The 26,295-nt window shown below is 58.7% G+C and carries 24 protein-coding genes and 3 pseudogenes; 21 read left to right on the top strand and 6 right to left on the bottom strand.

What is annotated here, in order from left to right:
* Positions 1-29: 29 nt before the first annotated feature.
* Entirely contained in the window at positions 30-1,289 is a 1,260-nt protein-coding gene (locus ACZ9BB_RS05810; protein WP_476212921.1) for a cation:dicarboxylate symporter family transporter, read from the bottom strand.
* 113 nt (positions 1,290-1,402) lie between these two features.
* A complete protein-coding gene (locus tag ACZ9BB_RS05805) occupies positions 1,403-1,828 on the bottom strand; it encodes a VOC family protein (protein ID WP_476212920.1) in 426 nt (141 codons plus the stop codon).
* A gap of 120 nt (positions 1,829-1,948) precedes the next feature.
* Between ACZ9BB_RS05805 and ACZ9BB_RS05800 the strand changes: the two genes are divergently transcribed.
* Positions 1,949-2,824: a LysR family transcriptional regulator gene (locus ACZ9BB_RS05800; protein WP_476212919.1), complete on the top strand. Its 876-nt coding sequence runs from the start codon at positions 1,949-1,951 to the stop codon at positions 2,822-2,824.
* A 26-nt stretch (positions 2,825-2,850) separates the two neighbouring features.
* Here the strand turns inward: ACZ9BB_RS05800 and ACZ9BB_RS05795 are convergent, their stop codons facing one another.
* Positions 2,851-4,182: an aminotransferase-like domain-containing protein gene (locus tag ACZ9BB_RS05795; RefSeq protein ID WP_476212918.1), complete on the bottom strand. Its 1,332-nt coding sequence runs from the start codon at positions 4,180-4,182 to the stop codon at positions 2,851-2,853.
* Between the two features lie 88 nt (positions 4,183-4,270).
* Here ACZ9BB_RS05795 and ACZ9BB_RS05790 point away from each other — a divergent pair, with 88 nt between their 5' ends.
* Together ACZ9BB_RS05790 and ACZ9BB_RS05785 are read left to right on the top strand one after the other, a co-directional pair.
* Entirely contained in the window at positions 4,271-5,167 is an 897-nt protein-coding gene (locus ACZ9BB_RS05790) for a DMT family transporter (protein ID WP_476212917.1), read from the top strand.
* A gap of 145 nt (positions 5,168-5,312) precedes the next feature.
* Positions 5,313-5,855 carry an Hsp20/alpha crystallin family protein gene (locus ACZ9BB_RS05785; protein ID WP_476212916.1) on the top strand — a complete coding sequence of 181 codons (543 nt, stop codon included), beginning with the start codon at positions 5,313-5,315 and terminating at the stop codon, positions 5,853-5,855.
* 186 nt (positions 5,856-6,041) lie between these two features.
* Here the strand turns inward: ACZ9BB_RS05785 and ACZ9BB_RS05780 are convergent, their stop codons facing one another.
* Positions 6,042-6,962, bottom strand: coding sequence for a universal stress protein (locus tag ACZ9BB_RS05780; RefSeq protein ID WP_476212915.1), 921 nt, complete (start codon positions 6,960-6,962; stop codon positions 6,042-6,044).
* Between the two features lie 276 nt (positions 6,963-7,238).
* On the opposite strand from ACZ9BB_RS05780, the gene ACZ9BB_RS05775 reads away from it, so the two are divergent.
* From ACZ9BB_RS05775 to ACZ9BB_RS05730, 10 genes and pseudogenes are all read left to right on the top strand, one after another.
* On the top strand, positions 7,239-8,159 hold the full coding sequence (locus ACZ9BB_RS05775; protein ID WP_476212914.1) for a universal stress protein: 921 nt from the start codon (positions 7,239-7,241) through the stop codon (positions 8,157-8,159).
* A gap of 236 nt (positions 8,160-8,395) precedes the next feature.
* A pseudogene (locus ACZ9BB_RS05770) lies at positions 8,396-8,609 on the top strand (hypothetical protein); the annotation flags it as partial.
* Positions 8,610-8,622: 13 nt separating this feature from the next.
* Entirely contained in the window at positions 8,623-10,449 is a 1,827-nt protein-coding gene (gene ftsH / locus ACZ9BB_RS05765) for an ATP-dependent zinc metalloprotease FtsH (protein WP_476212913.1), read from the top strand.
* Between the two features lie 71 nt (positions 10,450-10,520).
* Positions 10,521-10,946, top strand: coding sequence for a potassium channel family protein (locus tag ACZ9BB_RS05760; protein ID WP_476212912.1), 426 nt, complete (start codon positions 10,521-10,523; stop codon positions 10,944-10,946).
* A 170-nt stretch (positions 10,947-11,116) separates the two neighbouring features.
* A pseudogene (locus tag ACZ9BB_RS05755) lies at positions 11,117-11,278 on the top strand (Crp/Fnr family transcriptional regulator); the annotation flags it as partial.
* A gap of 142 nt (positions 11,279-11,420) precedes the next feature.
* Entirely contained in the window at positions 11,421-12,404 is a 984-nt protein-coding gene (locus ACZ9BB_RS05750) for a zinc-dependent alcohol dehydrogenase family protein (RefSeq protein WP_476212911.1), read from the top strand.
* A gap of 163 nt (positions 12,405-12,567) precedes the next feature.
* The gene (locus tag ACZ9BB_RS05745; protein ID WP_476212910.1) at positions 12,568-13,131 is read left to right on the top strand and encodes an N-acetyltransferase family protein; all 564 of its coding nucleotides are present in this window, start codon (positions 12,568-12,570) and stop codon (positions 13,129-13,131) included.
* A 257-nt stretch (positions 13,132-13,388) separates the two neighbouring features.
* Positions 13,389-15,209 carry a DAHL domain-containing protein gene (locus ACZ9BB_RS05740; RefSeq protein ID WP_476212909.1) on the top strand — a complete coding sequence of 607 codons (1,821 nt, stop codon included), beginning with the start codon at positions 13,389-13,391 and terminating at the stop codon, positions 15,207-15,209.
* 38 nt (positions 15,210-15,247) lie between these two features.
* Positions 15,248-15,397, top strand: a pseudogene (locus ACZ9BB_RS05735) (transposase); the annotation flags it as partial.
* Between the two features lie 445 nt (positions 15,398-15,842).
* Positions 15,843-16,403 (top strand): lipid-binding SYLF domain-containing protein, encoded by a 561-nt coding sequence (locus tag ACZ9BB_RS05730; protein ID WP_476212908.1) that lies wholly within the window; start codon positions 15,843-15,845, stop codon positions 16,401-16,403.
* Between the two features lie 97 nt (positions 16,404-16,500).
* Here the strand turns inward: ACZ9BB_RS05730 and ACZ9BB_RS05725 are convergent, their stop codons facing one another.
* A complete protein-coding gene (locus ACZ9BB_RS05725) occupies positions 16,501-17,439 on the bottom strand; it encodes a LysR family transcriptional regulator (protein ID WP_476212907.1) in 939 nt (312 codons plus the stop codon).
* A gap of 127 nt (positions 17,440-17,566) precedes the next feature.
* On the opposite strand from ACZ9BB_RS05725, the gene ACZ9BB_RS05720 reads away from it, so the two are divergent.
* A complete protein-coding gene (locus ACZ9BB_RS05720; RefSeq protein WP_476212906.1) occupies positions 17,567-18,322 on the top strand; it encodes a sulfite exporter TauE/SafE family protein in 756 nt (251 codons plus the stop codon).
* Between the two features lie 92 nt (positions 18,323-18,414).
* Here ACZ9BB_RS05720 and ACZ9BB_RS05715 read toward each other — a convergent pair whose 3' ends face one another.
* Complete coding sequence (locus ACZ9BB_RS05715) at positions 18,415-19,233, bottom strand: aldo/keto reductase (protein ID WP_476218205.1); 819 nt, start codon at positions 19,231-19,233, stop codon at positions 18,415-18,417.
* A gap of 285 nt (positions 19,234-19,518) precedes the next feature.
* On the opposite strand from ACZ9BB_RS05715, the gene ACZ9BB_RS05710 reads away from it, so the two are divergent.
* From ACZ9BB_RS05710 to ACZ9BB_RS05680, 7 genes are all read left to right on the top strand, one after another.
* Positions 19,519-20,307: an alpha/beta hydrolase gene (locus ACZ9BB_RS05710; protein WP_476212905.1), complete on the top strand. Its 789-nt coding sequence runs from the start codon at positions 19,519-19,521 to the stop codon at positions 20,305-20,307.
* A gap of 279 nt (positions 20,308-20,586) precedes the next feature.
* A complete protein-coding gene (locus ACZ9BB_RS05705) occupies positions 20,587-21,564 on the top strand; it encodes an NAD-dependent epimerase (RefSeq protein ID WP_476212904.1) in 978 nt (325 codons plus the stop codon).
* Positions 21,565-21,614: 50 nt separating this feature from the next.
* Positions 21,615-22,355, top strand: coding sequence for a glycosyltransferase family 2 protein (locus ACZ9BB_RS05700; protein WP_476212903.1), 741 nt, complete (start codon positions 21,615-21,617; stop codon positions 22,353-22,355).
* Positions 22,352-22,630, top strand: coding sequence for a lipid-A-disaccharide synthase N-terminal domain-containing protein (locus tag ACZ9BB_RS05695; protein WP_320391148.1), 279 nt, complete (start codon positions 22,352-22,354; stop codon positions 22,628-22,630). Before ACZ9BB_RS05700 ends, ACZ9BB_RS05695 begins: the two co-directional genes overlap by 4 nt.
* 3 nt (positions 22,631-22,633) lie before the next feature.
* Positions 22,634-24,154: an ArnT family glycosyltransferase gene (locus tag ACZ9BB_RS05690; RefSeq protein WP_476212902.1), complete on the top strand. Its 1,521-nt coding sequence runs from the start codon at positions 22,634-22,636 to the stop codon at positions 24,152-24,154.
* Entirely contained in the window at positions 24,151-25,086 is a 936-nt protein-coding gene (locus ACZ9BB_RS05685; protein ID WP_476212901.1) for an SdiA-regulated domain-containing protein, read from the top strand. Before ACZ9BB_RS05690 ends, ACZ9BB_RS05685 begins: the two co-directional genes overlap by 4 nt.
* 300 nt (positions 25,087-25,386) lie before the next feature.
* A complete protein-coding gene (locus tag ACZ9BB_RS05680; protein ID WP_476212900.1) occupies positions 25,387-26,286 on the top strand; it encodes a DMT family transporter in 900 nt (299 codons plus the stop codon).
* The last annotated feature ends 9 nt before the right edge of the window (positions 26,287-26,295 follow it).

Here is a 26,295-nt window from a genome sequence, read left to right as displayed (position 1 = left end):
GCCCAAGGCTGGCCGACGGCTCTTCATGGCTAGGTTTTCTGCACCACCCGGGCAACACCTGACGGCTCAATGCTGACCTTTTCCCACTTGGCGATGACCAAGGGTGCAATCGCATTGCCCAGCACGTTCAGGGTGGTGGTACCGCTGTCGATAATCCGGAAGATGCCGGCAATCAGTGCGACCCCTTCCAATGGAAGACCGGCAGACGCCAAGGTGGCGGACAGGATGATGATGGCGAAGCCGGGAACCCCGGCGGCCCCTTTGGAGGTCAGCACCATCGTCACCACCAGCAGTATTTGCTGGGACAGCGACAGGTCGATCCCATAGAGTTGCGCGACAAAAATCGTCGCCACGCCGAGGAAGATCGACGCGCCATCCAGGTTGAATGCGTAACCCACCGGCACCACGAAACTGACGATACGACGCGGCACGCCATAGTGTTCCAGCTTGCTCATCAGCTGCGGCATGACCGCCGCCGAGGCGGCGCTGGAGAACGCCAGAATCAGTTCATTACGGAAGTACTTGATCAGTTTGAAAATATTCTCGCCAATCAGGTAGCAAATGCCGCCCAGCACCACCAGCGCAAAGACAATCAGCGCCAGGTAAACCACACCGATCAACTTGAGCAAAGGCAACAGTGAGGCAAAACCGAAGGTCGCCACGGTAGCGCCGATCATGCCGAATACCCCGATCGGCGCATAAGCCATAACAATACTGACGACCTTGAACATTGCATCAGAGATGCCTTGAACCACCGCCACTACCGGTGCGCTTTTTTCTCTGGGGAGCGAGTTCAATGCCAGGCCAAACAACACGGCGAAGAACAGTACCGAGAGCAACTTCGCTTCCGACATCGCGACAAAAACGTTATCGGGGACGATGTTCTGCAGGATGACGAGAGCGCCCTTCGAAGGCTCCATGTTGACCGAAGCGGTGCTGTGGGAAATGCCCGAAATATCAGTGCCCGTGCCGGGCTCGAAGATATTGGCGAAACACAGCCCCATCACAATGGCCAGGCCGGTAATCGCGAAGAAATACCCCAGCGACTTGACGCCCATGCGCCCAAAAGACTTGTTATCACCGCCGCCGGCAATCCCCAGAATCATGCAACAGAAGACAATGGGAACCACGACCATCTTCATCATCTTGATGAAGATATCGCCAAGGGGTTTGAGGATTTCAGAACTGATCCACCCTTGATACTGCGGGTGTGTATTGAAGTACCAACCGACGAGCACGCCAAGCAACAGCCCGGCAACTATTTGCCAAACCAAAGGGATACGTTTCATGTCTAGCCTTCTTGTTGGAATGAAAGGACTGCGTTACGTAGCAGTTGCTAGAGTCATGAGCTTCCAGCTCACTTGAAATCGAATGGCACAACAAGGTTGTGCCATTACTTCTATTACTTGGCGAAGAGCTGGCTCATATCCTTGAACGCCTTGAACTCAAGTGCGTTACCACACGGATCGAACAGGAACATCGTGGCTTGTTCGCCGACCTGCCCCTTGAATCGAATGTAGGGTTCAATCACAAACTCGGTACCAAAGGACTTCAGGCGCTCGGCCAGGGCTTCCCACTGCTGCCACTGCAGGATGATGCCGAAGTGCGGGACGGGGACGTCGTGCCCGTCTACCGGATTGCTATGCACGCTCTCCTGAGAAGCGGTCTTTGGGTGCTCATGGATAACCAGTTGGTGACCGTAGAAATCAAAGTCGACCCACTGCGTGCTGGAGCGACCCTCTTGCAGCCCGAACACTTCACCGTAAAAGGTGCGTGCCGCCGCGAGGTCATAAACAGGGATCGCCAGGTGAAAAGGAGAAAGGCTCATCGGAACTCCAATCAAGGTGTTTTTATCGGTTTTGTTTTTGAGAACGGAGCCAATCGTAGAGCTGCAGAACAAACAAAAAAATCAATATATATTTCTTAGAAACACAATTAATATTTGTGAATGATCAAAGAACTGAAAACACTTATCGCCGTCGCACGGGAAGGCACCTTTGCCGCTGCCGGCAACAGGATCGGGCTGACGCAGGCCGCCGTGAGCGCCCAGATGCAGCGCCTGGAGGCCGAGCTGGGTTTCCAGATTTTCGACCGCAAGGGCCGCTCGGCTCACCTGAACAGGATGGGGCACCAGATACTTCTGCAGGCGCAGGAGCTGCTTCGCCTTTATGACAATCTGGGTTCCACCACGGTTGGGCTGCCGGCCAGCGTGCTGGTGAACATTGGCGCCATCGCTTCCGTGCAGCGCTCGTTCTTGCCGGATGCGCTCGCCAGATTTCACCAACAATGTCCGCAATGCCGAACCCGTGTGATCCCGGGTCTGTCGATGGAGTTGGTCAACCTGGTGGATGCTGGCGAGATCGACATGGCGGTGATCATTCGCCCGCCCTTCTCGCTGCAAAGCGATCTGCGCTGGACAACCCTGGCACTTGAGCCCTACCGGCTGATCGTTCCGCGCGATGTGCCCGGAGAAGACTGGTCGGCACTGCTTTCCAGCCAACCCTTCATTCGCTATGACCGGTCATCGTTTGGCGGCAGGCAGGTCGATCGTTTCTTGCGGCAGATGCATTTCACCTTGCGTGAAGTGTGCGAGCTGGATGAACTGGAGGCGATTATCAAGCTGGTCGAAAATGGCGTCGGTGTAGCGCTGGTGCCGCAGACGGCGACCCATCAGGACTGGCCCGCCGGGGTGCGTGCACTGGACTTGGGGCAGCACACCTTCCATCGTGATATCGGCCTCGTCCATCGGGCTCGGCAAAGTTTTACCGAGCCGGTACGGGTACTGGCCCAACTGATCGTTGAGCAGGTTCAGAGCGGCGTTTGAATCAAATCTGCACGGCCCTCTTCCGATTACGAATAAGCCCCAATCATCCACTTCACTTTTTCCAGCGCCTCGCGCAATGCCCCCATCTCCACCGAGCCCAGCGCCAGACGAAACGCATGGGGGACGTTGACCGAGGTGGCGAACGGTTCGGCGGTGGAAACCGAGACGTTTTCGCGCATCAATGCCATGGCGATCTGGTCGGCCCTTGCGTCTTCCGATAACGGCAGCCAAAGAAAATACGACGAAGGATGGCGAATGCATCGCAGCCCCGCCAGTACCTCAGCGGCCACGGCTTGTCTGGCCTGTGCGTCCTGGCGCTTTTCAGCCTCCAGTTGCATGACGGTGCCGTCGTCGAGCCATGTGGTGGCGATCGCCGTCATCACACCCGGGGTGTTCCAGGTGGTCGCTTTGATCGTGCGCTCCAGCGCGGGCACGTGTTGGAGGGGGGCGACCACGAAGCCGACGCGCAGTCCGGTGGCCACGCTCTTGGAGAGGCCTGACACGTAAACCGTCCTCTCGGGGGCGAGGTCCGCCAGCGGTGCGGGGGGATTTTCCGCGAGGAAGGCGTAAGCGGCGTCCTCAATGATCAGCAGCCCATGCCGACGCGCAATCGTCACCAGGTATTCCCGTTGATCGGCACTCATCACCCATCCCAGCGGATTATGCAGGGTCGGCATCGTGTACACGGCCCGCACGCGCCTGTGCCGGCACAGGCTTTCCAGCGCCTCCAGATCCGGGCCGTGATCGAGCACCGGTATGGGCACGATTTCAAGGTGCAGTGAGTCGGCCAGGGCCTTGAATCCCGAATAGGTCAAGGCATCCGCCGCAATCACGTCACCGGGTTGCAACAGCGCCATCATCGTCACGGCCAGCCCCTGCTGGGCACCATTGACGATCAGCACCTGCTCCGCCTCGACCGTCAGGCCTCGGACGCGCAGATGTCGCGCCACAGAGGCACGTTCATGCGGGCGCCCCGCGTGTGGCTGGTAGCGCAGCAGCGATTCCAGATCGCCGGCCGATGCGAGCTGGCGCAGGGCATTTCGCAGCAGTTCTGCCTGCCCGGGAAGCGCCGGATAGTTGAAGTTCAGGTCCGTCATGCCGGCGGCAACACTATGCTGGTCAATACTCTGGCCTGGCGACCACGAGGTTTCCCTGACGAACGTCCCCCGCCCCATCTCCCCGCTGACCAGACCCATGGCTTCCAGCTCCGCGTAAACCCGGCTAGCCGTCACCAGGGCCAGGCCTTCCGTTGCCGCCAACTGGCGGTGGGTCGGCAGGCGCGTGCCCGGCAACAGTCGTCCTGAGCGGATATCCGCGGCAAATTCATCCACCAATGATTTGTAGCGGGAACGAGGCATGCGCAAGTGTATCCATGACAATATTTTGATTGTATTGAGTTTCGTCCATACGATGCCTCCCATGCAACCTGCATGAAGGGGAACCTCAATGGAACGCACATCGCACCTGCAACACCACACCACGGAAAAGACCGCGAGCGGATGGCTCAACGGGTTCATTGGCGTACTCATCTTCAGCGGCTCGCTGCCGGCGACACGGGTGGCCGTTCTGGAATTTGACCCGGTCTTCTTGACGGTGGCCCGGGCCAGCATCGCGGCCATTCTGGCACTGTGCATGTTGCTGATTTTCAATGAAAAGCGACCGGCCAAGAATCAGCTTCTCTCCCTGGCAATCGTGGCCTTGGGCGTTGTATTGGGGTTTCCGCTGCTGACTGCGCTGGCGCTGCAATATGTGACGTCTGCGCATTCCATCGTCTTCGTTGGCCTGTTGCCACTGGCCACGGCAGCCTTCGGGGTCTGGCGCGGTGGCGAGCGTCCCCGGCCGGTTTTCTGGTTTTTCTCGGTGTTGGGCAGCCTGTTGGTGGTGGGGTTTGCCATCACCCAAGGCCTGACCGCTTCTCCTGCGGGGGACATTCTGATGTTGCTAGCCATCCTCGCCTGCGGATTGGGCTATGCAGAAGGCGCGAAGCTTTCAAGAACACTGGGCGGCTGGCAGGTGATTTCCTGGGCCCTGGTGCTGTCGCTGCCGGTCATGATCCCGCTGACCTGGTTCCTGGCCCCGCCTTCGCTCTCGGGAATCACCCCGACCGCCTGGTTCAGCCTGGCTTACGTCTCGCTGTTCAGCATGTTTATCGGCTTCGTGTTCTGGTATCGCGGGCTGGCCCAGGGCGGGATTGCCGCCGTCGGTCAGCTTCAGCTGCTACAGCCGTTTTTTGGCCTGGCGCTGGCGGCCACGCTGCTGCATGAACAAGTCAGCCTTGGCATGTTGGGTGTGACCGTTGCAGTGATCCTTTGCGTGGTCGGTGCGCGCAAGTTCTCGAGATAGACGGCTCGCCGCCAGAAACCGACTGTTGGTCGGTCTGGCGGCCGCAGGAATACTAACCTTTTAAGGTAAGGCCTGAATCTGTAGTGGTGGACCGGCCTCCGAGTTGTTCCCGGCCCACCGCAGTGCTCGATAGGAGGAATGAAAAATGGCCAATTTCGAGAAGAAAATGCCGGTGCATACCGACGACGAAAAGACCCAGCAACCGATGGCTGCAGACCCTTGGCGGCCCCTGGAAAAACTGCGCCAGCAGGTCGATCACCTGTTCGAAGACTTCAATCGTGGCTCGGGGCTGACGCCCTTCCGGCGTGGGTTGTTTGATGTCGAACCGTTCTGGAGTCGGGAATTTATCGGTCGCAGCCTGCCTGCGGTAGACATTACCGAGAAGGAGGAAAGCTTCGAAATCACCGCCGAACTGCCGGGCATGGATCAGGACAATATCGACATCAAATTGTCCAACGGCAATCTGATCATCAAGGGTGAAAAGAAAGAGGACAAGGAAGAAAAAAGAAAGGGTTATCACCTGTCAGAGCGTCACTATGGCTCCTTCCAGCGGGCATTCAGCCTGCCTAAAGGCGTCGATACCGACAAGATCGAAGCGAACTTCAGTAAAGGTGTGCTGAGCATTTCGCTGCCGAAAAAGCCCGAAGCCATGAACGCGGACAAAAAGGTGCAAATCAAATCAAGCTGAATCGCCCTTCGCGCGACAGAAAGCCCCTTGCCGGGAAACCGGCCAGGGGCTTTTCTGTGGTCGTGAGGAGTGCTAGCGAGCACCTGTCAGTTCCACGCTGTCACGGTACTCCGGCACCGAGACCGACCAGCCCAGCTCCAGGCTGATTCGCCTGCGCAAGCAATGGGTTCGCGCCGGTTGGTCTTCTCAGCCGACTCGGGGCGAGGGTTTGACGATCAACAAACTGCAGGGTGAGCGGTTCAACACGCTTTCGGCCGTGTTGCCAATGAACGTGTCGATGCCACGACGGTAGGTTGTTCCCAGTACCACCATGTCGAAGGCATGGTGTTGTGCGAAATGCACGATCACTTCAGAGGGAATGCCAGGCAACAGATGTTGCTGTTGTTGCTCGATCCCGTAGCGCTCGGCAAGCACCTCAAAGGCCTCCAGTTGAGCATCGCCGACCGCATCTCTCAAACTGCCCTCCAGTGCCGCCGTTGGTATGTTCACTTGAGCCTCCCCCAGCTCCGACCAGCCGTTGACATTGAGCAGGTGCAAGGTGGCGCCACAGGCTTCAGCCAGCGTAGAGGCCTGGTCGAGAATCCGGTCGTTGAGCCCTTGGGTCAGCGCCTCCAGATGGGACAGGTCGATAGTGGCAAGTATTTTCAATGGATTTGGGGTTGCGGCATCGATGACCAGGTGCAAAGGGGCCGGACACTCGCGCAACAACTGCCAATCCAGCGGTGTGAAAAACACCCGCTTCAACGCCGACTCTTCCTGGGCATCCTTGATGATCAGGCTCAGCGACATCTCGTTGACGAAGTGCAGGATCTCCTCGTAAGGGTGCTGCACCCACACCACCTCGCTGGTGACCTCGACGCCGTGTTTGCTTATCAATTGGGCTTGTTCGGCGAGCCATTGCCGATGGGTTTGCAGATAACCGTCCCGGGCCTGGGCAATTTGCTCGGGGGCAAACAAGCCGGCGACGGCCAAGGCCTGCAAGTAATCAAATGCCACGATGTACAGCGGCGATTGCATCGACCGGGCCAACGCGGCGGCCCGGTCGAACGCCGGAGTACGGGTCATGGATTGGGGGGCGATCAACAGTAAACGCTGAGTCTGCGACATGGGACACCTCGGCACGCGGCCATCTCGATGCAGTAAGTCCACAAACCCAAGACTGCGCCGCAACAACGCAAGAGAGGTTGATAATGATCAATATTTCGAAGATGGACGCAGGGCGACTCACCACACGTCGGGCCGCCTGCGGCATCACCCGCCAGGTTGATAAAGATCAATCCCACTCCCCGGCGCAGTGACAGGATAAAAACATGGCCTCGGTGCCCAAACCCAGGGGCGCCATGGAGTACGGTGTTTCTGCATTTTTTTGACGGGAGTTTGGTCATGTCTGAGCAATCACGCTTCATGCTGGTCGTCTCGCCTCTTATGGAAAACAGCCCCGCGTTCGACCGGGCCGCCGCATTGGCCAAAGCCTCGGACGCGGCCCTGCACATCGTTGCCTTCGATTACCTGGAAGGCCTGGCAACGGCTAGCCTGGTCAATGAACAAGCGCTGGAGCAGATGTGGCTCGGGTATGTCGAGCGCCATCGCCAATGGCTCGAAGAACAGGCCCGTCCCTTGCGTAAAATCGGAGTGCCCGTCACCACTGAAGTGGTTTGGGTTGAAAGACCGTTACAAGAAATCCTCGTTCACCTCAAAGAACAGCCGATGGCAGTCCTGATCAAGGCTCTGGAGTACGAGTCGCTGCTGTCACGGATAATGTTCACGCCCCTGGATATTCATCTGCTGCGCGAATGCCCGGTGCCGCTGCATTTTGTCAGCCATGCGCAGCACGCGCTGCCGCGCAGGATCGTCGCTGCGGTCGACCCCTTCCATAGCAATACTCAGTACAAGGATTTCAACGACAGGATTTTGCGCGAGGCCTCAAAACTGGCAAGCACCTGTAACGCTCAGCTCGACGTGATCTACGCCCACGACCTTTCATCCATCAGCGCAGACGAGTTCGATTTCGACAGTAGCTCGGCGTTGTTTTCTTCAGGCAAAGCCAAGACGCTGTTCGACGCACAGGGCGAAGCCTTTCGCGAACTGGCCGAGCGCAATGGTATTGCGCCAGAGCAACAGCACATGATCATGGGCAACCCGGCCCAGGTCCTTACCCAATACGCCGATGCGTACAACATCGATGTGATTGTCATGGGCCGGGTCGGCCACCGAGGCGTGGGCCGACTGGTGGGCAGCACGGTGGAACATCTGCTGTACAAAATGCCGTGCAGTGTATGGGTGGTTTCACCTGAGGAACTGTAGAGAACTGCTTCCCAGAAGCGCATCGACAAAGAATGCCAATGCAAACCGAGAAAAAAGGCTGATCCGCCTGAATTTCCCTGGTCTTGATTTATATCAAGTCCCCCGCGCGCCTATCGCCATCAGCAACCAGTCCCTTGCACTATGATTACCCCATCGGCTCTCGACAGGAGACTGCTATGCCGACCCTGCCTGCGAGCCAGCGGTTGCGCTTGTAAGACAGTGATGAGTTCGATCAGGTGCTGCAGGCAATGGCATGCCAGGCCGCGATATTGTTGCCGCCCTCTCAAGCGGTACTGATTGGCCTCCAACGGCGCGGCGAGCCTCTGGCACAGTGTTTACGGCAACATCTGTCACGTCAGACCGGCCAGCCAGCCAGCCAGCCAGCCAGCCAGCCAGCCAGCCAGGACTGCTCTATACCCGCTGAAGGTCAAGCGCTATGCCGATGACCTCACGAGCCAAGGCCATGAAAAAGAACGACCAGTGGAACCTCTCCTATTTCGCGATCGCTTTTATCGTCATGGGCCTCATGCAGGTCTTCTTTGTCGAGCACCAGGCCGTGCAACCCCTGCCCTACAGCCAGTTCCTGCAACTGTTGAACGAGCAAAAGGTCAGTGATTTGCGCATCGACAAGGACCAGATCAGCGGCAAATTGCAAGAACCCATCGATGGACGCGAGCGGTTCTCCACCGTACGGGTCGATCCGGCGCTGGCGACCGAACTTTCCCAATCGGGCGTCGGTTTTTCGGGGATCAACGAAAACACCTTTATGAACACTCTGTTGGGCTGGCTGCTGCCGTTCATGCTGATCATGGTGTTCTGGAATTTCCTGTTTCGCGGGATGGCGGAAAAACAGGGCCTTGGCGGTTTGATGAATGTCGGCAAATCCCGGGCCAAGGTGTTTGTCGAACGCGACACCGGGGTGACCTTCGCCGATGTCGCGGGCATCGACGAAGCCAAGGCCGAGCTGGTGGAAATCGTTTCGTTCCTCAAGGACAAGGCCAGGTACGCACGCCTGGGCGCGCACATTCCCAAGGGCACCTTGCTGGTCGGCCCGCCCGGCACCGGCAAGACCCTGGTGGCCAAAGCCATCGCCGGTGAAGCCGGTGTGCCGTTTTTTTCGATCTCGGGGTCCGAGTTCGTCGAGATGTTCGTCGGGGTCGGTGCGGCCCGGGTCCGCGACCTGTTCGAACAGGCACGGCAGGCGGCACCCTGCATCATCTTCATCGATGAACTCGACGCGCTGGGCAAGATGCGCGGCGTCGGCGTGTTAGGCGGCAATGACGAAAAAGAACAGACCCTCAACCAGTTACTGGCCGAGCTGGACGGCTTCGACCCCCGTGAGGGCGTGGTATTGCTGGCCGCGACCAACCGGCCGGAGGTCCTCGATCCGGCGTTGTTGCGGGCCGGCCGCTTCGACCGGCAGATTGTAATCGACCGCCCCGATCGCAAAGGGCGGCAGGCGATCCTCATGGTTCATCTCAAAAAGATCACCGTGGAGCCAGGGCTCGATAGTGCGCGTATCGCCGAAATCACCACCGGTTTCACCGGCGCCGACCTGGCCAATCTGGTGAACGAAGCAGCTATCGTCGCCACCCGGCGCGGCGCCGAGGCGGTCAGCCTGAACGATTTCACCGCGGCGGTAGAACGCCTCATCGCCGGGCTCGAACGCAAGAGCAGCCTGCTCGATCCCGACGAGCGCCGAGTGGTGGCCTATCACGAGATGGGGCATGCCCTGGCCGCCAGCACCCTGCCGGCCATGGACCCGGTCCATAAAGTGTCGATCGTGCCCCGCGCCATCGGCTCGCTGGGCTATACCTTGCAGCGACCGACCGAGGATCATTTCCTGATCAGTTGCCAGACACTCAAGGACCGGATTGTGGTGCTGATGGCCGGGCGTGCCGCCGAGGGCCTTGTCTATGGCCAGATCTCCACCGGGGCCGCCGATGATCTGGTCCGCGCGACCGATATCGCCCGGCAACTGATCACCCGCTTCGGCATGAGCCCCGAGCTCGGACAGTCGGTGCTGGAGAAGCAAACCCCAACGTACCTGGGAGACCGCATGGCCACGATGGGCGAAAAGGATTATTCGGAACAGACCGCTCGGGAAATCGACCTGGGCATTCGTGCCCTGCTCGATGAGGCTTACCAAAGGGCCAAGGCCCTGCTCGAAAGTCGGCGAGCCGACCTGGATGAAGGTGCCCGCCTGTTGCTGGAAAAGGAAACCCTCACGCCCGAAGAGTTCCCGCCACTGATGCCATTGAAGCCTCCTGCGGCACTACCGCGACCGTGATGCACCACTCAATCGTAGGTCGGCGCAGCCGCGCACGGACCGCTCCTCGCCCCTGCCACTGAAGGCTCGCCATGCTCGCAGTCACGCTAATCAACACGTTGGTGGTGATCGTCACGGTGGTGATCCATTACGAATGCCTGCTGCGCCTGAACGATTGGCTGCCCCGGCTCAAACTCTGGAGCCGTTTCAGGATCGTCGCCGGGGTGTTCGGCGCGATGCTGGCCCATGCGATAGAAGTCTGGTGTTTCGCGCTGGTCTATTACCTGCTGGTCCGCTCGGGTGAATGGGGTAGCCTGAGCGGCAATTTCGATGGCACGTTCATGGACTGCGTGTACTTTTCCTTCACCACCTTCACGACCATCGGTTTTGGCGATATTTCGCCCATGGGTAACCTCAAGTACCTGACCGGGTTGGAGGCACTGACGGGGCTGGTGCTGATTTCCTGGACCGCCTCGTTTCTGTTTCTGGAAATGCAGAAGTACTGGAAGAGCAAATAGCGCCCGGTGCCTGTGCTTCCTGAATCAATCAACTCTGCTTAACCGGCGCAGGCGTCCATTTCCGGCTCAACGGGCCAAACTTCTTCCGCTCGTCGATTCCCCCCATAAACGCCCGATTGAAACAATGATCCGAACTATGCTTCTACCCACTATCAGGGGGGCTATCTGCAATGCCCGAAACCCGACCCTATCAACATCACTATCTGAAGGCCGCCTGCTCCAATTGCAGCGTTCTGGAGTTGTGCCTGCCGATTGGCTTGACCGGCCAGGAGGTCGAGCGGCTGGATACCTTGATCGTCCAGCGGGTAAAAGTTAAAAAAGGCGCAGCTTACCTATGGGATCTGGGATTGGTCGAGATTTGCGGGCGTAACGTCAAAATCCTGAATCTGGACGGGCTCAAGCAACTGGTCGCCGGCTGTCACCGGCAGTCGCCCCTCTGACGCCTCACGGTGCACAGGCTTTTGGAGAATCGTCATGCACGCCATGGTTCTGCATACCCCCGGTCAGCCGCTGCAATGGGAGGAGCGTCCCGTCCCGCTACCCGACGCGCACCAACTATTGATCAAAGTCCTGGCCTGTGGCGTGTGCCGCACCGACCTGCATCTAGTGGATGGTGAATTACCACAAGCGGTGCTGCCGCGGGTGCCGGGCCATGAAATTGTCGGTGAAGTGACGGCGGCAGGTGCCGATGTCGCGCCCGACTGGGTCGGCAAGCGCGTCGGCGTTCCCTGGCTCGGCTGGACCTGCGGTGAATGCACATTCTGCCGCTCGGGCCGGGAGAACCTTTGCGATCGGGCACAGTTCACCGGCTGTCATCTGGATGGCGGTTATGCCGACTACGCGGTGGCCGACGCGCATTTCTGTTTCCCCATTCCGGACGCGCTCCCGACAATCGAAGCCGCACCGCTGCTGTGTGCCGGGCTGATCGGTTTTCGTGCGTTGCAGATGGCAAAAGGCGCGCGCCATCTGGGCCTCTATGGCTTCGGTGCGGCGGCGCATCTGGCGATCCAGGTGGCGCGGGGCCGAGGCCAGCAGGTGTATGCCTTCACCCGGCCGGGCGACAGCGAGGGGCAGGCCTATGCCCGGACCCTGGGAGCCGAATGGGCAGGCCCCTCGGATCAGCCGCCGCCGCACCCGTTGGATGCCAGCCTGATCTTCGCCCCCGTCGGTGCGCTGGTGCCGCTGGCGCTGGAGGCCACCGTCAAGGGTGGCTGTGTGATTTGCGCGGGCATCCACATGAGCGACATCCCCGGCTTCCCTTATCGACTGCTGTGGGGCGAACGCAGCATCCGTTCGGTGGCAAACCTGACACGCGAAGACGGCACGGCGTTTTTTGCGGAGCTACGCCATACCCCCGTGCACAGCGACGTCACCTGTTTCGCCCTGGAGGATGCCAATCAGGCGCTGGCGAGCCTGAGGGCCGGTCAGGTCAAAGGAGCAATCGTACTCATCCCCTGACGATCTCCCCGGGTTGATTTACATCAGGCTCGAGTGTTCGAGCCTGCCTGTTACGAGCATCTGATCCAGATCAGATTCCAGCACCTCCAAAGGGGTAAAAAGCAATGAAACACGTGGTTCGTTGCTTCGCGCGAGCCTTTCAATCCGGATGGAGAACTGCACCATGCTTACCGTGAAAGACCATAACGACAGAGCTGCGGCCATCTACGCCACCGTCACCGGGCAATACTGGATTGAAGCCCTCAGGGACGGTCGCCATGTGCTGATCCGGCCGCTGATGGAAGAAGACCGCGAACGTGAATATGCCTTTATCAGGCGCTTGTCCCCGGAATCGCGGCACATGCGCTTTCTGGCGCAAATCAATGAGCCCGACTCGGCCATGCTCAACCAATTGATGGATGTCGACGGCAAGCAGCGCATGGCTTATGTCGCCCTGGCCCACGACAACGGCCAGTTGATTGAAATCGGTATCAGCCGCTATGCCGCCACCGACGAGCATGAATGTGAATGCGCCGTGACAGTGGCCGATGAGTACCAGCATCTGGGCCTGGGCACGGCGCTGATGGGACACTTGATCAACGCCGCACGCAAGAACGGTTTTCGTCAGATGTATTCCATCGATGCCGCCAACAACGCGCCCATGCGTGATCTGGCCAAAGCCCTGGACTTCGAAACCCGCCACGATCCCGATGACAGCCGGCAGGTCATTCACCATCTATCTCTATAAAAAACGCCTCTCGGAGTCATCGATACTCCGAGGGGGCGTTTCAATTCGCAGGACTGCAACAACTGACCCGGTTTGATCGCCAGCACACCGTCGGCCAGTCATTCGGTGTTTTTTCCGACACTGTTCGCCAACAGCGCTAGGCTTACCCATAACGTGGACGATCATTCGCCATTTTGCAGGGAGCGCAAAAATGGAACTCATTAACCGTTGGCAACCTCTCTCTCCCACGACGGCCGGTATGAGGGAGGAATGCCACGATGAATATATCTAATCATTACAAATGGTCTGCCTTGGCCGCCATTGCGCTGACCCTCTTTACTGTACTGATTTTCCTGCTGATCAAATCCTACTCGTACGACACATCGACCTACTTCGAGTCGCGCGACTTCGTTCGCCAACTCAAGCAATACGATGCCAACTGGAACGTGAAGGTTCTAAGAGCAAAAATCGGCCTGAGCGACAACTTGTTTCTGGGAGCACCCGCTGAAGCAGAGCAGCGATGGGCACAGCTCGACAACCTGAACGGTGCGGGCCCGCTTTCGACTCTTTGGCAAACTCGACGGCAGGGTTATCTGGATGCGTTAGAAAACAAAACCCGGCTGGTCGAGCAATTCAAACAGCACAATACGACCTTGCGAATATCATTCGATGCCCTGCCTGAGCTGGAAGATGGCATTCGGGTATTGCTTGAGGATTCCAACGACAAACACCCCTCGGTGCATGCTGTGGCGGCCTCAGTGGCGTTCGATTTGACACTGGATACCCTTGAATACGCCCTCTATGTCTCCAGCGAAAGGGCTGAGGAAATTTCCAGCCATCTGCAGTATCTGAATGAATACATCCATCAACTGCCACCTGAACAGCGCCCGCCTTTCATCGCATTTTTAGGCGCTGTGAATGCCATTGTCCGAGAGCAGCCCATCGTCAATGACTTGCTCGATCGCATTAGTGTGATTCCGGTCGCACAGCAGCTGGACAGCATCAATGAGTTATTGAACGAAACACAACGGCGCACAAGCGCGACAGACCGCCAATATCACCTTTACCTGGGGATATGCGCCAGCATCATGGCACTTCTGTTGCTGTACCTGGCCGCCCGCCTGATTCGCAGTTATGCGCTGATCAACAAGATGAACAACGAATTGCAGATGGCCAACGAACGACTGGAGCAACGCGTCGAGGAACGCACCCGCAAACTGCTGGAAGCCGAGCGCGAGCTGGTCGATGCCGCCCGGATGGCCGGCATGGCGGAGATCGCGACCAATGTGCTGCACAACGTCGGGAATGTATTGAACAGCGTCAACGTCTCTGCCGACCTTATCACCCGCAAACTGGTGGCCAGCAAAACGCTCGGCCTGGCTAAAGCGGTGAACATGATGAACGAACATGCCCAAGACCTGGGGCAGTTCATGACGCACGATGAGAAAGGCAAACTGCTCCCCGTCTACCTCAATCAACTGGTCGGCTCCATCGCGACCGAGCAATCGGGCATCATTGACGAACTGGCGCAACTCACCAAAAGCATCGATCACATCAAGGACATCGTATCCACCCAACAGGCCTACGCCGGCGCTGCCAGGCTGGTGGAGCCGCTGAACATCGTCGACCTGTTTGAAGATGCGTTACGCATGAATTCCGGCGCCTTGAGCAGGCACCATGTCACGGTCACCAAGGACTATCAGGCCACACCGACCATCATCGGCGACAAGCACCGATTGCTGTTGATCCTGATCAACCTGATCAGCAATGCCAAATATGCGATGTCCAGGGTCAGCGACCATCAGCGCCATCTGACGCTGGGCATCAAGATTATCGATAACGCAACGCTGCGCCTCAGCGTTGCGGATCAGGGCGAAGGGATCGCGGCCGAGAACATGGCCCGCATCTTCAATCACGGCTTCACCACACGCAAGGAAGGCCATGGCTTTGGCCTGCACAGCTGCGCGCTGGCGGCGGTAGAGATGAATGGGCACATTCGCGTCCACAGTGACGGACCAGGCCGGGGAGCGGTTTTCACCCTGGAGATTCCGCTGGAGACGGCACCTGCATTGCCGGCAGCCGTAATGCCAATCAACTAAGCCCCAACGCATGCCCTGTAGCAGCTGCCGAAGGCTGCGGGCCATGGGGCAAGCAGTATCCGACGGTAGTGGCTGCTTGGCGCCGCGCTTGGGATCGTGTGATCCCATTTTTCGTTTTCCCGCCGGCGATCCGAAAAGTGATCTACACGACCAACGCCATTGAGAGCATCAACGCTCAACTGCGCAAGACAGGCGTCCGCGTTCGCTGTCGGTGAGGGTGATCTGCGAGACGTTGAAGACGATCCCGTGAGTGCCCATGTATTGGAAAGTCCCTTCGAACTTCATCCCGCGCATCCTTTCGAGGCAAAGAGGGCGATTCTCTACAAGGAGCGCATTGGATTCAAATCATTTCACCTTGCTGGCAAAGTGTGTACTCGGTTTGTCAGTACTTGAATGATGCCAGCGCCTTGTCAGGCGCCCGTTTTGTTTTTTTCGAACCCGGTCAACACACAGATGTCGAAACAAGTGATGACATTGCCACTGATCACAGGCCGCTGGCCTGCGTCATTCAGGGGCGAAGCCAGTAGCTCACACACTTTAGGGTGCGCCGGATAATTTCAGCAGGCTCGGATTCTGCCGAGGGCAGGTGCTGACTGCTGCTCACATCCAATGCTCCCGTATCGGAGTACTAACATGACTCAGTCAATGCGGTTCTTCCTATCGATCGTTCTTGCGACAGCCTCACTGGCATCGGCGAGCTTCCTGAACACTGCTGGTGCGGCAACCGCCGAGGATCTGAATACCGATTCCCGGCAAGCGTTGCAAACGCTCTACAAGGCCAGGCCAGTTGCCGAAACCATTTCGCACAACGCCAAAGCGATTCTTGTCTTCCCGAAAATCATCAAGGCGGGCCTGGTGTTTGGCGGCAGCTATGGCGAAGGCGAATTGTTGACGGGTAAGAAAGTCGAGGATTATTACAACTCCGTAACCGGGTCCTGGGGGTTGCAGGCAGGCGCCCAGTCATATGGCTATGCGGTGTTCCTGATGACCGATAAAGCCGTGAAATATTTACGTGAAACCAAGGGTTGGGAAATTGGCGTAGGCCCCACTGTTGTTGTGGTTGATGAAGGGGTGGCGAAGAATCTGTCCAGCTCGACGCTGAAGGACGATGCTTACGCGTTCATTTTCGACCAGCAGGGATTAATGGCTGGGGTCAGCATCGAAGGAACCAAGATTTCCCGGATCAAGCGCTGAAACCGGTCGTTTCGCGCTTGCGGGCGCAAGCGGTGAAGTGAAATGAAAGCGGGCAGCCGAGTGGCGCCCGTTTTTTATGTCCTCGATTCGTGATGCATCAGGCCCCCTGGAGCGTTACTGCATGCTTTCGATCAAGGTTTTCACCAAAGCCACGGATCATCTCCAGCAACGACTTCACCCGCAGCGGCAGATTCCCGGCCGGGTACACCGCGTGCATCTGTGGGCTCTCACCACTGCTGGAGGTGAGTTTGTACTCGGGACAGATCCGGAGCAGGCGCCCCGCCTCCACTTCGGGCTCCGCCAGCCAGTCTGCCAGGCGAGCGATTCCGACGCCCGCCAGGGCCGCCTGGAACACGGCCAAACCGGAGCTGAACCGAAATTTTGGATTAACCCGAAAGCTGATGGCCTGCGCCTCACTGCGAAAATTCCACTCCTTGAGAATCCGCGGTGCCGTATGCAGGATCAGCGAGTGCGCCTCCAGCGCCTCGATAGAGTCGGGCATCCCGCGTCGCTCCAGATACCCGGGGCTGGCATACAGGTAACGTGAATAATTCCAGAGCGGATAGCCGATCAGGTCACTGGATTGCGCAAACGCGCCGCGAATCGAAAAGTCCAGCTTGCTCTTGGCCGGGTCGATGGTCTCATCGGTGAAAATCACATCGACGTTAACGTCTGGATACCGCTCGCAGTACTGCGCGATCAACCGGGGCAATACCCCGTGCCCGAGAAGCTCAGGCGCGGAAAAGCGGATCCAGCCACAGGCCAGGCCGCTGAGACCGGCCAGGTCTTCATCCGCCTCACGTTGCAGATCCAGCATTTTGTAAGCGTGGGGCAATAAGCGCTCACCCGCCTCGGTCAAGCTCACAGCACTGGACGAGCGATTGAACAACTTGACCCCGACACTTTCCTCCAGGGCTTGAACGGCACGGGTCAGCGCGCTGGGGGAGCGCCCCAGAGTACGTGCGGCCGCGACGAAGCTGCGCTTGCGAGCCAACGTCGCGAAGGCTTCAAGCTCGCCCAACATATTTAATGCCACTCAGCACCTCATTGCACTTTTCGCAACGTGGCATTGCAACACAAAAAAGGCCCTTCCGTTAACCTTCCCGCTCAACTCACAAGGATGTAGGCAGCTGCCCCCTCCTTCATCGTCAGAGCCTGATTTCATGGTCGATATTGTCATCCTTTGCGTATTCGCCTTCGCCGCCGGCTTGATCGATGCAGCGGTGGGCGGCGGCGGACTGATCCAGATACCCGCGCTGTTCAACGTGCTGCCTACGGCACAACCGGCGGCGCTATTGGGTACCAACAAGGTCGCGGCAGCCTGCGGCACCGCATTTGCGGCCCGGTCCTTCGTGCGTAAGGTGGTGATCGACTGGGGTCTGGTGATCCCCGCCGCCTGTGCGGCCTTTGTCATGGCCTTCTTCGGAGCAGCCACGGTGTCGTTCGTACCCCAGTCGGTGATCCGGCCGGCGGTGCTGGTGTTGATCGTGCTGATGGCGATCTACACCTTCTGGAAAAAGGACTTCGGCGCCCTGCACAAACCCATGCGCATCGGTACCAAGGAGAAGCTGCTGGCGATCGTCATCGGCGGTGCCATCGGCTTCTACGACGGACTGTTCGGTCCTGGCACCGGCAGTTTCCTGATCTTCCTGTTTATCCGCTGCTTCGCCTTCGACTTCCTTCATGCGTCGGCGTCGGCGAAGCTCGTGAACATCGCGACCAACGTAGCAGCGCTGATATTCTTCATTCCGACGGGTAACGTTCTCTACCTGATTGCCATCCCCATGGCGGCATTCAATATCCTGGGCGCACTGACCGGCACCTGGCTGGCGGTTCATAAAGGGGTGCCCTTTGTCCGGGCCCTGTTCCTGGTGTTGCTGATGATCCTGATCAGCAAACTGTCCTACGACCTCCTGTAATTTTGAGGAGAACTACATGCATCCGGCGTTCGATCGTCTAGTGGCGCTACTTGATGCCCACGCGAGATCGCCCCGCCACCTCGCCAACACGCCTACCCCACCAGCGCAATCAACTGCTGGCGCTGCGCATCCGTGAGCATCGGGCTGAAAGCGGCGCCGGCGTTTTCCGCCATGTAGCGCGGGTTGCTGGTGCCGGGGATGACGCAGGTCACCGCCGGATGAGCCAGCAGGAACTTGAGCGCCAGTTGCGCCCAGCTATTGACCCCCACTTGTGCAGCCCATCCCGGTAGCGGCTTGCCTTTCAATCGAGCGAGCAAGGCACCGCCGCCCAAAGGCCGATTGCAGATCACCGCCACACCACGCTCACGACACAGCGGCAGGATTCGCTTCTCGACGCCGCGGTCGTCCAGGGCGTAGTTGATCTGCAAAAAGTCCAATGGCTCGGCCTTGAGTAACGCTTCCACCTCGTCATACGCCGACGCCGTGTAATGGGTGATGCCGATGTAGCGAATGCGCCCTTCTGCCTTCCATTGACGCAGGGTGGGCAAGTGGACTTTCCAGTCCAGCAGGTTGTGAATCTGCATGAGATCGATACGGTCGGTCTGCAACAGCTTGAACGACTGCTCCATCTGCTCGATGCCTTCTTCGCGGCCACGGGTCCAGACCTTGGTGGCCAGAAAGGCAGGTGAGCGTGGTTTATGAATCGACAGCAACTCACCGGCCGTCTGCTCGGCGCGACCGTACATGGGTGAGCTGTCGATCATCTTCCCACCCTTCTCGAACAACGCATTGAGAACGGCAGGCAGTTGCTTGTAGGCGGCCTCGGAAGGCGCGACATCAAAGCCGCGATACGTGCCCAACCCGACCATGGGTAACGGCTCATTGCTGGAAGGAATGGCTCGGGTCAGCATGTTCTTGCCTCCTGTTTCCGTCGACGGCGCCGCCGATGCAGCAAAGGCCGGACCGAAGGTGAAGACTGCCGACGCACCGGCAGCCAGCGTGAGTATCTTTCTGCGGCTGAAAACAATCGTACGCATGGGCCAGTACCAGACGGTTAAGGCGCGACGCATTCTTTGTAGCAGAGCGCGTTACGGCTTGATTGACTGGCACTGGGCAGCTCTCCTGCACAGCTGAAATGGCTGAACTACACTTTGACAGCGCTCTAGCAATAGCTGTCTCAAGGCCAAAAACAGTCAATGTCGTCCACTAAACTTAGCCGAATGTCACGAACCCTGGTGTCTCTCTTCGTATTCGTTGCCATTGCGTACCTGATACTCTGCGCCGCGCTGTTCGTGTTTCAACGCGCCCTCATCTACTACCCGCAACCCCGCGCCATCGATGCGCCCCAAACGCTGCTGACGCTGTCAGTCGCCGACGCGCAGGTGCTGGTGACCGTCAGGCCGCATGACGGCCCGAAAGCGCTGATCTACTTCGGTGGCAATGCCGAAGACGTTTCCCGCAGCCTGCCAGCGTTCTCGCAGGCCTTTGCGGATCACGCGATCTACCTGCTTCATTACCGAGGCTACGGCGGCAGTACCGGGTCGCCATCCGAGGAAGCGATCCAGCGCGATGCCATGACCTTGTTCGACAGTGTCTACAACACTCACCCCAACATCGCCGTGGTCGGGCGCAGCCTGGGTTCGGGCGTTGCCGTGCGCCTGGCCAGCCAACGCCCGGCCTCGCGGCTGATCCTGATCACGCCCTACAACAGCCTTGAAGACCTCGCCACCCGCCAGTTCCGCTGGTTCCCGGTGAAGTGGCTGCTTCAGGACAAGTTCGAGTCCTGGAAATACGCCGCTCACATCACGGTCCCGACGCTGTTGATCGAGGCCGAACACGACGAAGTCATACCGCGCTCAAGCACCGAACAGCTCTACACGCATTTCACCAAGGGCGTGGCTTCGCTGCAGGTGATACCGGGCACGGACCACAATTCGATTTCCGAGAGCCCCAAATACCTTAAGATGCTGGGTGCCGCGTTGTAAGGGCCATCACAACCGCAGGCCTATAAGGGGGCGCTCATCAATTCGAAATGAACGCTTAACATTTTTTTTACAATTCAACTGGCATGGTATACGGCTGCGAGTTCTGCGGCTCATGATGAGCATTGCGCAGACCTTTAACAGAACAACGGAGCGTGGCATGGAGCCAACGGTGGTATCGACTCAAAAAAATACGTTGATCAGCAAATACTTACAGGGGGTTGTCATGCAAGGGCGTCCTTTGCGCAGGATGGGAATCAGTCGCACACAGGCACAGGCCTCATGACGGTTCTGGTCACTGGCGCCGCCGGTTTTATCGGGTATCACACCGTCAAGCGTTTGTGTCGCGAAGGCCTTGAAGTGGTCGGTATCGACAATCTCAACGACTACTACAGCGTAGAGCTTAAACACGCACGGCTCAAAGAGCTGGAATCCCTACCGGGCTTTCGTTTCCAGGCCCTGGACATCGTCGACAAGCCGGCGTTGATGGCCTTGTTCGAAACCCATGCTTTCACCGAGGTTGTGCACCTGGCCGCCCAGGCTGGCGTTCGCTATTCACTGGATAATCCGGACGTCTATGCGCAGTCCAATCTGGTGGGTTTTCTGAATGTGCTGGAAGCTTGCCGGCACCATAGCCCGGCGCATCTGATCTATGCCTCGAGCAGCTCGGTGTACGGCACCAACAGCAAAATGCCGTTCTGTGTCGAAGACGCCGTTGATCATCCCATTTCGCTGTACGCCGCCAGCAAACGCGCCAATGAACTGCTGGCGCACAGCTATTGCCACCTCTATGGCCTGAAAGCCAGCGGCCTGCGCTTTTTTACCGTTTACGGACCTTGGGGGCGCCCTGACATGGCGCTGTTCAAGTTCACCGAAGCGATTCTCAAAGGCCAGCCGATCGACATCTATAACCATGGCCAGATGTCGCGCGACTTCACCTATATCGACGACATCGTCGAAAGCATCGCCCGCCTGCGTACCAAGCCACCGGTGCCGAACGAGCCAGACGCTGGTGTAAACCGAATTTTCAACATAGGCCGCGGCCAGCCGGTGGCGCTGCTGGAGTTTGTCGACTGCCTGGAATCGGCGCTGGGCATCAAGGCCCAACGCAACTTCATGCCGTTACAGGCAGGCGATGTGGTCAAGACCTGGGCCGATATTTCGGCACTGGCCGAGTGGGTCGATTTCCGTCCTCAAGTGACGGTTGAGACCGGTGTAGCGGAATTTGTGAAGTGGTATCGCCACTTCTATCAGATATGAAACGTGAGCCCTTGATAAATAAAAGACCAAGGAGCAACGGGGGGGACTCTATGAGCCAAGACATTTTTGTATCTGTATTGATTCCAGCAAAGAACGAAGCGAACAACCTCAAACCTTTACTTGAGGAAATCCGCGTCGCATTGGCCGATGAGGCCTACGAAATCATTGTGGTGGACGATGGCAGCACCGATTCCACCTTGCATGAACTGCGGCAGCTGAAAAACAACGGCCTGGACGCCTTGCGCATCCTGCGCCATGAGCGCTCGCTGGGGCAAAGCACCTCGCTCTACCACGCGGCAATCGCCGCCCGGGGGCAATGGCTGGCCACGCTTGATGGCGACGGTCAAAACGACCCCGCGGACATCCCCGGGATGTTGGCGCTGGTGCGCGGTGAAAAGGGTCTGGTAGACGTTCAGCTGGTGGCCGGGCACCGGGTCAACCGCCGCGATACCGCGAGCAAACGCTGGGCCTCGCGCTTCGCCAACGGGCTGCGCAGCCGCCTGCTCAATGACGCGACCCCGGACACCGGCTGCGGGCTGAAGCTGATCGAGCGCGCGGCGTTTCTGCGCTTGCCGTACTTCGACCATATGCATCGGTACATTCCTGCCCTGATCCAACGGCACAACGGCCGAATGATCGTGCACCCGGTCAACCACCGCCCCCGCACGGCCGGGGTGTCCAAGTACGGCAACATCGACCGTGCCCTGGTAGGCATTCTCGATCTGTTCGGTGTGTGGTGGCTGATCAAACGCACGCGGTTGAACACCAACGCACAGGAGATCGAAGGATGAACGTCTCCCGCGAAACCCTGTGGCTGGTGGTCGGCTTCGCTGGCCAGATCGCCTTTACCGGTCGCTTCGTCTTGCAGTGGCTGTACAGCGAATACAAAAAGCGCAGCGTGATCCCGGTGAGCTTCTGGTACCTGAGCATTGTCGGCAGCGCCCTGCTGCTCGCTTATGCCATTTACCGGGAAGACCCGGTGTTCATTGCCGGCCAGGCCTTTGGCTCCATCGTCTATCTGCGCAATTTGCAATTGATTGCCCGCAGCAAACACTTAAAGGACTGAGCCATGCGTAAAACCCTGTCGCCCGGCATCGAATGCCTGGGCTTGGTGCTGCTCGCCTTGCTATTGGTCGGCGCCGGCCTGGGGCTGCGCCAACCGCAGAACGTGGATGAGGAACGTTTCCTCGGCGTGGCGCTGGAAATGCTGCACAACGGCTCGTGGTTCATCCCCCACCGCGCTGCGGAAATATACGGCGACAAGCCGCCGATCTTTATGTGGACGGTGGCATTCTTCGCATGGCTCACCGGCCTGCCCGCCCTCGCCCTGTATATTCCGGGGCTGTTGTCGGCCGCGACGGTCACGGCCGTGGTCTACGACCTGGGCCGCCGGCTGTGGAATCCGCGCATTGGTCGAATAGCCGCGCTCTTGTACCTGGCCACGTACCAGACTTACAGCATCCTGCGTACCGGCCAGATCGACAGCCTGTTGATTCTGTTCACATCCCTGGGCCTGTACGGGCTGGCGCGGCATTTGCTGCTCGGGCCGGCCTGGCGCTGGTTCTATGTGGGCTGCGCCGCCATGGGCATTGGCGTGATCACCAAAGGGGTCGGCTTCGTCCCGGTATTGATGCTGATTCCGTATGCCTACGCGGTGCGCAAAAACTGGTCCGGCGTGGTGGCCATGCCGGGCCAGAAGCGCAAGTGGTTCCTGGGCTTTTTGGTTGCGCTCGGCGCCATCGCGATCTGGCTGCTGCCCCTGGCACTGTCCATCGTGCTCAATGGCACCGCGGAGGAAATCGCCTATGCGCGAGAAATCCTGTTGCGCCAGACGGCGGCACGCTATGCCGCCGCGTGGGACCATCGCGAACCGTTCTGGTACTTCTTCGTCAACGTGATCCCGCAATACTGGCTACCGCTGGTACTGGCCCTGCCATGGCTGGTACCGGCCTGGCGCCGGCAATTGCGCAAACACGACGGTCGAGTGCTGGTGCTGCTGAGCTGGGTGGTATTGGTGGTGCTGTTCTTCTGCCTGAGCAGCGGCAAACGCAAGTTGTACATCTATCCGGCGCTGCCCGGGCTGGTGCTGGTGGCGGCGCCGCTGATTCCCTGGCTGCTCAAGCGCTGGTTCGGCAAGCGTCCACGCGGTATGCGGATATTCCAGGCGCTGGTAGTGAGCTGGTTTGTCCTGTGGTTCGCCCGCGGCTTCATTGAGCCGATCAAGGACGGTCCCAACCCCCATGAAGCAATCATGGCGCAGGCAGCGACCATGACCCACGGTGCCGACCTGGTGTTGGTCAACTGGCGCGAGGGTCACTGGTTATTCGCTCGGCAGCCGATCGTGCATTTCGGGATGAGCAACTCCTCAGTCGAACAAGCGGCGCAGTGGCTGCGCGAACACCGTGACGCGTACGCCCTGGTCCCGGACGAAGTGCTGGCCCGTTGTTTCAACCCCCAGGCCGCCCATGAGCTAGGCGAAACGTCTCGTGCGCTGTGGTCGATCGTAGGCGCCGATGCCGATAACGGCCAATGCCAGCCCGGACAACCTGCAAAGGTCTATCGCTTCAGCTGGAACAAGGACAAGTCATGAGCAAGAAATGGAAGCTGAGCATATTTTTCATTGTCGTACTGCTCGGTGCCTACGCGGTATCCACACATTTCATGGTCCACCAGCAGCTGTATGCGCACTGGAAAAACCTCTGGCATGGCAACCCGGCACCAGAGAAAAATATCTGGCTGCCGGACTATAAAGCCGTGATCCAGGCCAAGCCGGTTGCGGACGTGACCAATTTGTCCGGTATCGCCTATGACCCGGACCATGATCGTCTGCTGGGGATCACCAATGGTGCGCCCCAGCAGATTGTGGCAATGAGCCGTAACGGCGACCTGCTCGAACGTTACCCGCTGATCGGGTTCCAGGACACCGAAGGCATTGCTTACATGGGCAACGGTCGTGTGGTGATTGCCGATGAAGTATTGCAGCGACTGTACGTCCTGACCTTGCCGGACAGCCCAGGCCCCATCCATGTGGAAAACGCACAGTTTGTCGCGATCGAGATCAACCTGAGCGAACACAACAAGGGCTTTGAAGGCGTGACCTATGACGCGGCCAATGATCGTATCTTCGCGATCAAGGAACGCGATCCGCGGCAGCTTTATTCGGTCACGGGCATGCTCGCCTCCATGGGCGGCTCGTTGCAGGTTCACATCAAGGATTTGACGAACTGGATCGACCGCAGCGTTTTCGGCCTGGATCTTTCCGAGGGTTACTACGATCCGCGGACCGGTCACTTGTTGCTGCTGAGTGAGCAGTCCTCCAACGTGACCGAGCTCGACGAGAACGGTAACTTCGTCAGCATCCGCTCCCTGCTCGGCCTGAATGACCTGAAAAAAACCATTCCGCAAGCCGAAGGCATGACCATGGACACCGCTGGCGAACTGTACATCGTGAGCGAACCCAATCTGTTCTACCGTTTCTCCAAATCGAAAGCTGCTGTGGCGCAGAATCAGCAGAAACAATAATGGGTTTCGTGCTGGACGGGCCGGCCTCATCGCGATGAGGCCCGCCAGAACACCCTCAAACCAGACGTCAATCCTGTGCGCATGCCTGCCCAGGCCCTCTCTCGATAAACAGCCCCTCCAACTGTCATGGTCGCGCAACCATACAGTTCGTTGCCCACGCCCTATCGCCGTACCGGTACTTCCTTCGCCAGGCTCCATAACCTGCAGGCGTTAACCTCAGCAACAAACAGATCTGATCGGAGTGTGCGTCCGCCCCCCCCAAGCGGACGTTCAACCGGCGAAGCCCGAAGGAAACGTCTCATGACGCAAACGAACGTAGCCAGTTTTCAAGAAACAAAGAATCAAGACCTGCAAGCCTATTTCCTGGGACTCATTTCGGTCGCGGCGTTTGCCATGACTTTGCCGGCGGCAAAAATGCTCGCTGGTGACCTGAGTGCCCTGCAAGTCGGGTTCTTTCGGTCGGTGTTGGCTGCGTTTGCGGCGATTCCCTTTTTGCTCATCGGTCGAGCCAAGCTTCCCAATCGCTCGCAAATCAAGCGGATGTTGCTGACCTCCACCGGCATCGTTTACGGCTTTCCGATCCTCACCGCGCTCGGCATGCAATACGTTCCGGTCAGCCACGGCGGCGTGGTGCTCGCTGCACTGCCGCTGTCCACGGCGATCTTCGGTACCCTCATTACAGGCACTCGCCCCTCCAAAATGTTCTGGGCGGTCTCAAGCCTGGGCTTCCTGGTGGTGATGGCCTACACCGTCATCAAGTCGGACGTCTCGGACATCTACATCGGCGATCTGGCGCTGCTGGGCGCCGTGCTGCTGGCCGGTTTTGGCTACGCCCAGGGCGGTGCACTGTCCAAGGAACTGCCGGGCTGGCAGGTCATGTGCTGGACCCTGGTCATCAGCCTGCCGGTGCTGCTCCCGGTCAGCCTCTGGCTGTATGACAGCCAGACCATCGCCACCCTGCCTGGACAAGGGGTCGCTGCCCTGCTGTTTCTGGCCCTGATCAATTCGCTGCTGGGTTTCTTCTCGTGGAACCGCGCCCTGGCCCTGGGTGGCATCCAGCGCATCAGCCAGCTGCAATTACTGCAACCGTTCTTCACGTTTGCCTTTTCGATCTTCCTGATGGGCGAGTTGTGGAACTGGTTGACCCCGGCCGTCTGCGCCATCGTCATCGTGCTGGTCTGGCTGTCCAAGCGCATCTGAACCGTTGAA

This window comes from Pseudomonas sp. TE3552, from assembly GCF_056278945.1.
The sequence above is the reverse complement of the archived record's forward strand: the minus strand, read 5'-3'. Positions and strand labels throughout refer to the sequence as shown.

Coding starts and splice junctions, on each gene's coding strand:
- ACZ9BB_RS05810 (WP_476212921.1), bottom strand. CDS start 1,289: ATGAAACGTATCCCTTTGGTTTGGCAAATAGTTGCCGGGCTGTTGCTT.
- ACZ9BB_RS05805 (WP_476212920.1), bottom strand. CDS start 1,828: ATGAGCCTTTCTCCTTTTCACCTGGCGATCCCTGTTTATGACCTCGCG.
- ACZ9BB_RS05800 (WP_476212919.1), top strand. CDS start 1,949: ATGATCAAAGAACTGAAAACACTTATCGCCGTCGCACGGGAAGGCACC.
- ACZ9BB_RS05795 (WP_476212918.1), bottom strand. CDS start 4,182: ATGCCTCGTTCCCGCTACAAATCATTGGTGGATGAATTTGCCGCGGAT.
- ACZ9BB_RS05790 (WP_476212917.1), top strand. CDS start 4,271: ATGGAACGCACATCGCACCTGCAACACCACACCACGGAAAAGACCGCG.
- ACZ9BB_RS05785 (WP_476212916.1), top strand. CDS start 5,313: ATGGCCAATTTCGAGAAGAAAATGCCGGTGCATACCGACGACGAAAAG.
- ACZ9BB_RS05780 (WP_476212915.1), bottom strand. CDS start 6,962: ATGTCGCAGACTCAGCGTTTACTGTTGATCGCCCCCCAATCCATGACC.
- ACZ9BB_RS05775 (WP_476212914.1), top strand. CDS start 7,239: ATGTCTGAGCAATCACGCTTCATGCTGGTCGTCTCGCCTCTTATGGAA.
- ftsH (WP_476212913.1), top strand. CDS start 8,623: ATGAAAAAGAACGACCAGTGGAACCTCTCCTATTTCGCGATCGCTTTT.
- ACZ9BB_RS05760 (WP_476212912.1), top strand. CDS start 10,521: ATGCTCGCAGTCACGCTAATCAACACGTTGGTGGTGATCGTCACGGTG.
- ACZ9BB_RS05750 (WP_476212911.1), top strand. CDS start 11,421: ATGCACGCCATGGTTCTGCATACCCCCGGTCAGCCGCTGCAATGGGAG.
- ACZ9BB_RS05745 (WP_476212910.1), top strand. CDS start 12,568: ATGCTTACCGTGAAAGACCATAACGACAGAGCTGCGGCCATCTACGCC.
- ACZ9BB_RS05740 (WP_476212909.1), top strand. CDS start 13,389: ATGAATATATCTAATCATTACAAATGGTCTGCCTTGGCCGCCATTGCG.
- ACZ9BB_RS05730 (WP_476212908.1), top strand. CDS start 15,843: ATGACTCAGTCAATGCGGTTCTTCCTATCGATCGTTCTTGCGACAGCC.
- ACZ9BB_RS05720 (WP_476212906.1), top strand. CDS start 17,567: ATGGTCGATATTGTCATCCTTTGCGTATTCGCCTTCGCCGCCGGCTTG.
- ACZ9BB_RS05715 (WP_476218205.1), bottom strand. CDS start 19,233: ATGCTGACCCGAGCCATTCCTTCCAGCAATGAGCCGTTACCCATGGTC.
- ACZ9BB_RS05710 (WP_476212905.1), top strand. CDS start 19,519: ATGTCGTCCACTAAACTTAGCCGAATGTCACGAACCCTGGTGTCTCTC.
- ACZ9BB_RS05705 (WP_476212904.1), top strand. CDS start 20,587: ATGACGGTTCTGGTCACTGGCGCCGCCGGTTTTATCGGGTATCACACC.
- ACZ9BB_RS05700 (WP_476212903.1), top strand. CDS start 21,615: ATGAGCCAAGACATTTTTGTATCTGTATTGATTCCAGCAAAGAACGAA.
- ACZ9BB_RS05695 (WP_320391148.1), top strand. CDS start 22,352: ATGAACGTCTCCCGCGAAACCCTGTGGCTGGTGGTCGGCTTCGCTGGC.
- ACZ9BB_RS05690 (WP_476212902.1), top strand. CDS start 22,634: ATGCGTAAAACCCTGTCGCCCGGCATCGAATGCCTGGGCTTGGTGCTG.
- ACZ9BB_RS05685 (WP_476212901.1), top strand. CDS start 24,151: ATGAGCAAGAAATGGAAGCTGAGCATATTTTTCATTGTCGTACTGCTC.
- ACZ9BB_RS05680 (WP_476212900.1), top strand. CDS start 25,387: ATGACGCAAACGAACGTAGCCAGTTTTCAAGAAACAAAGAATCAAGAC.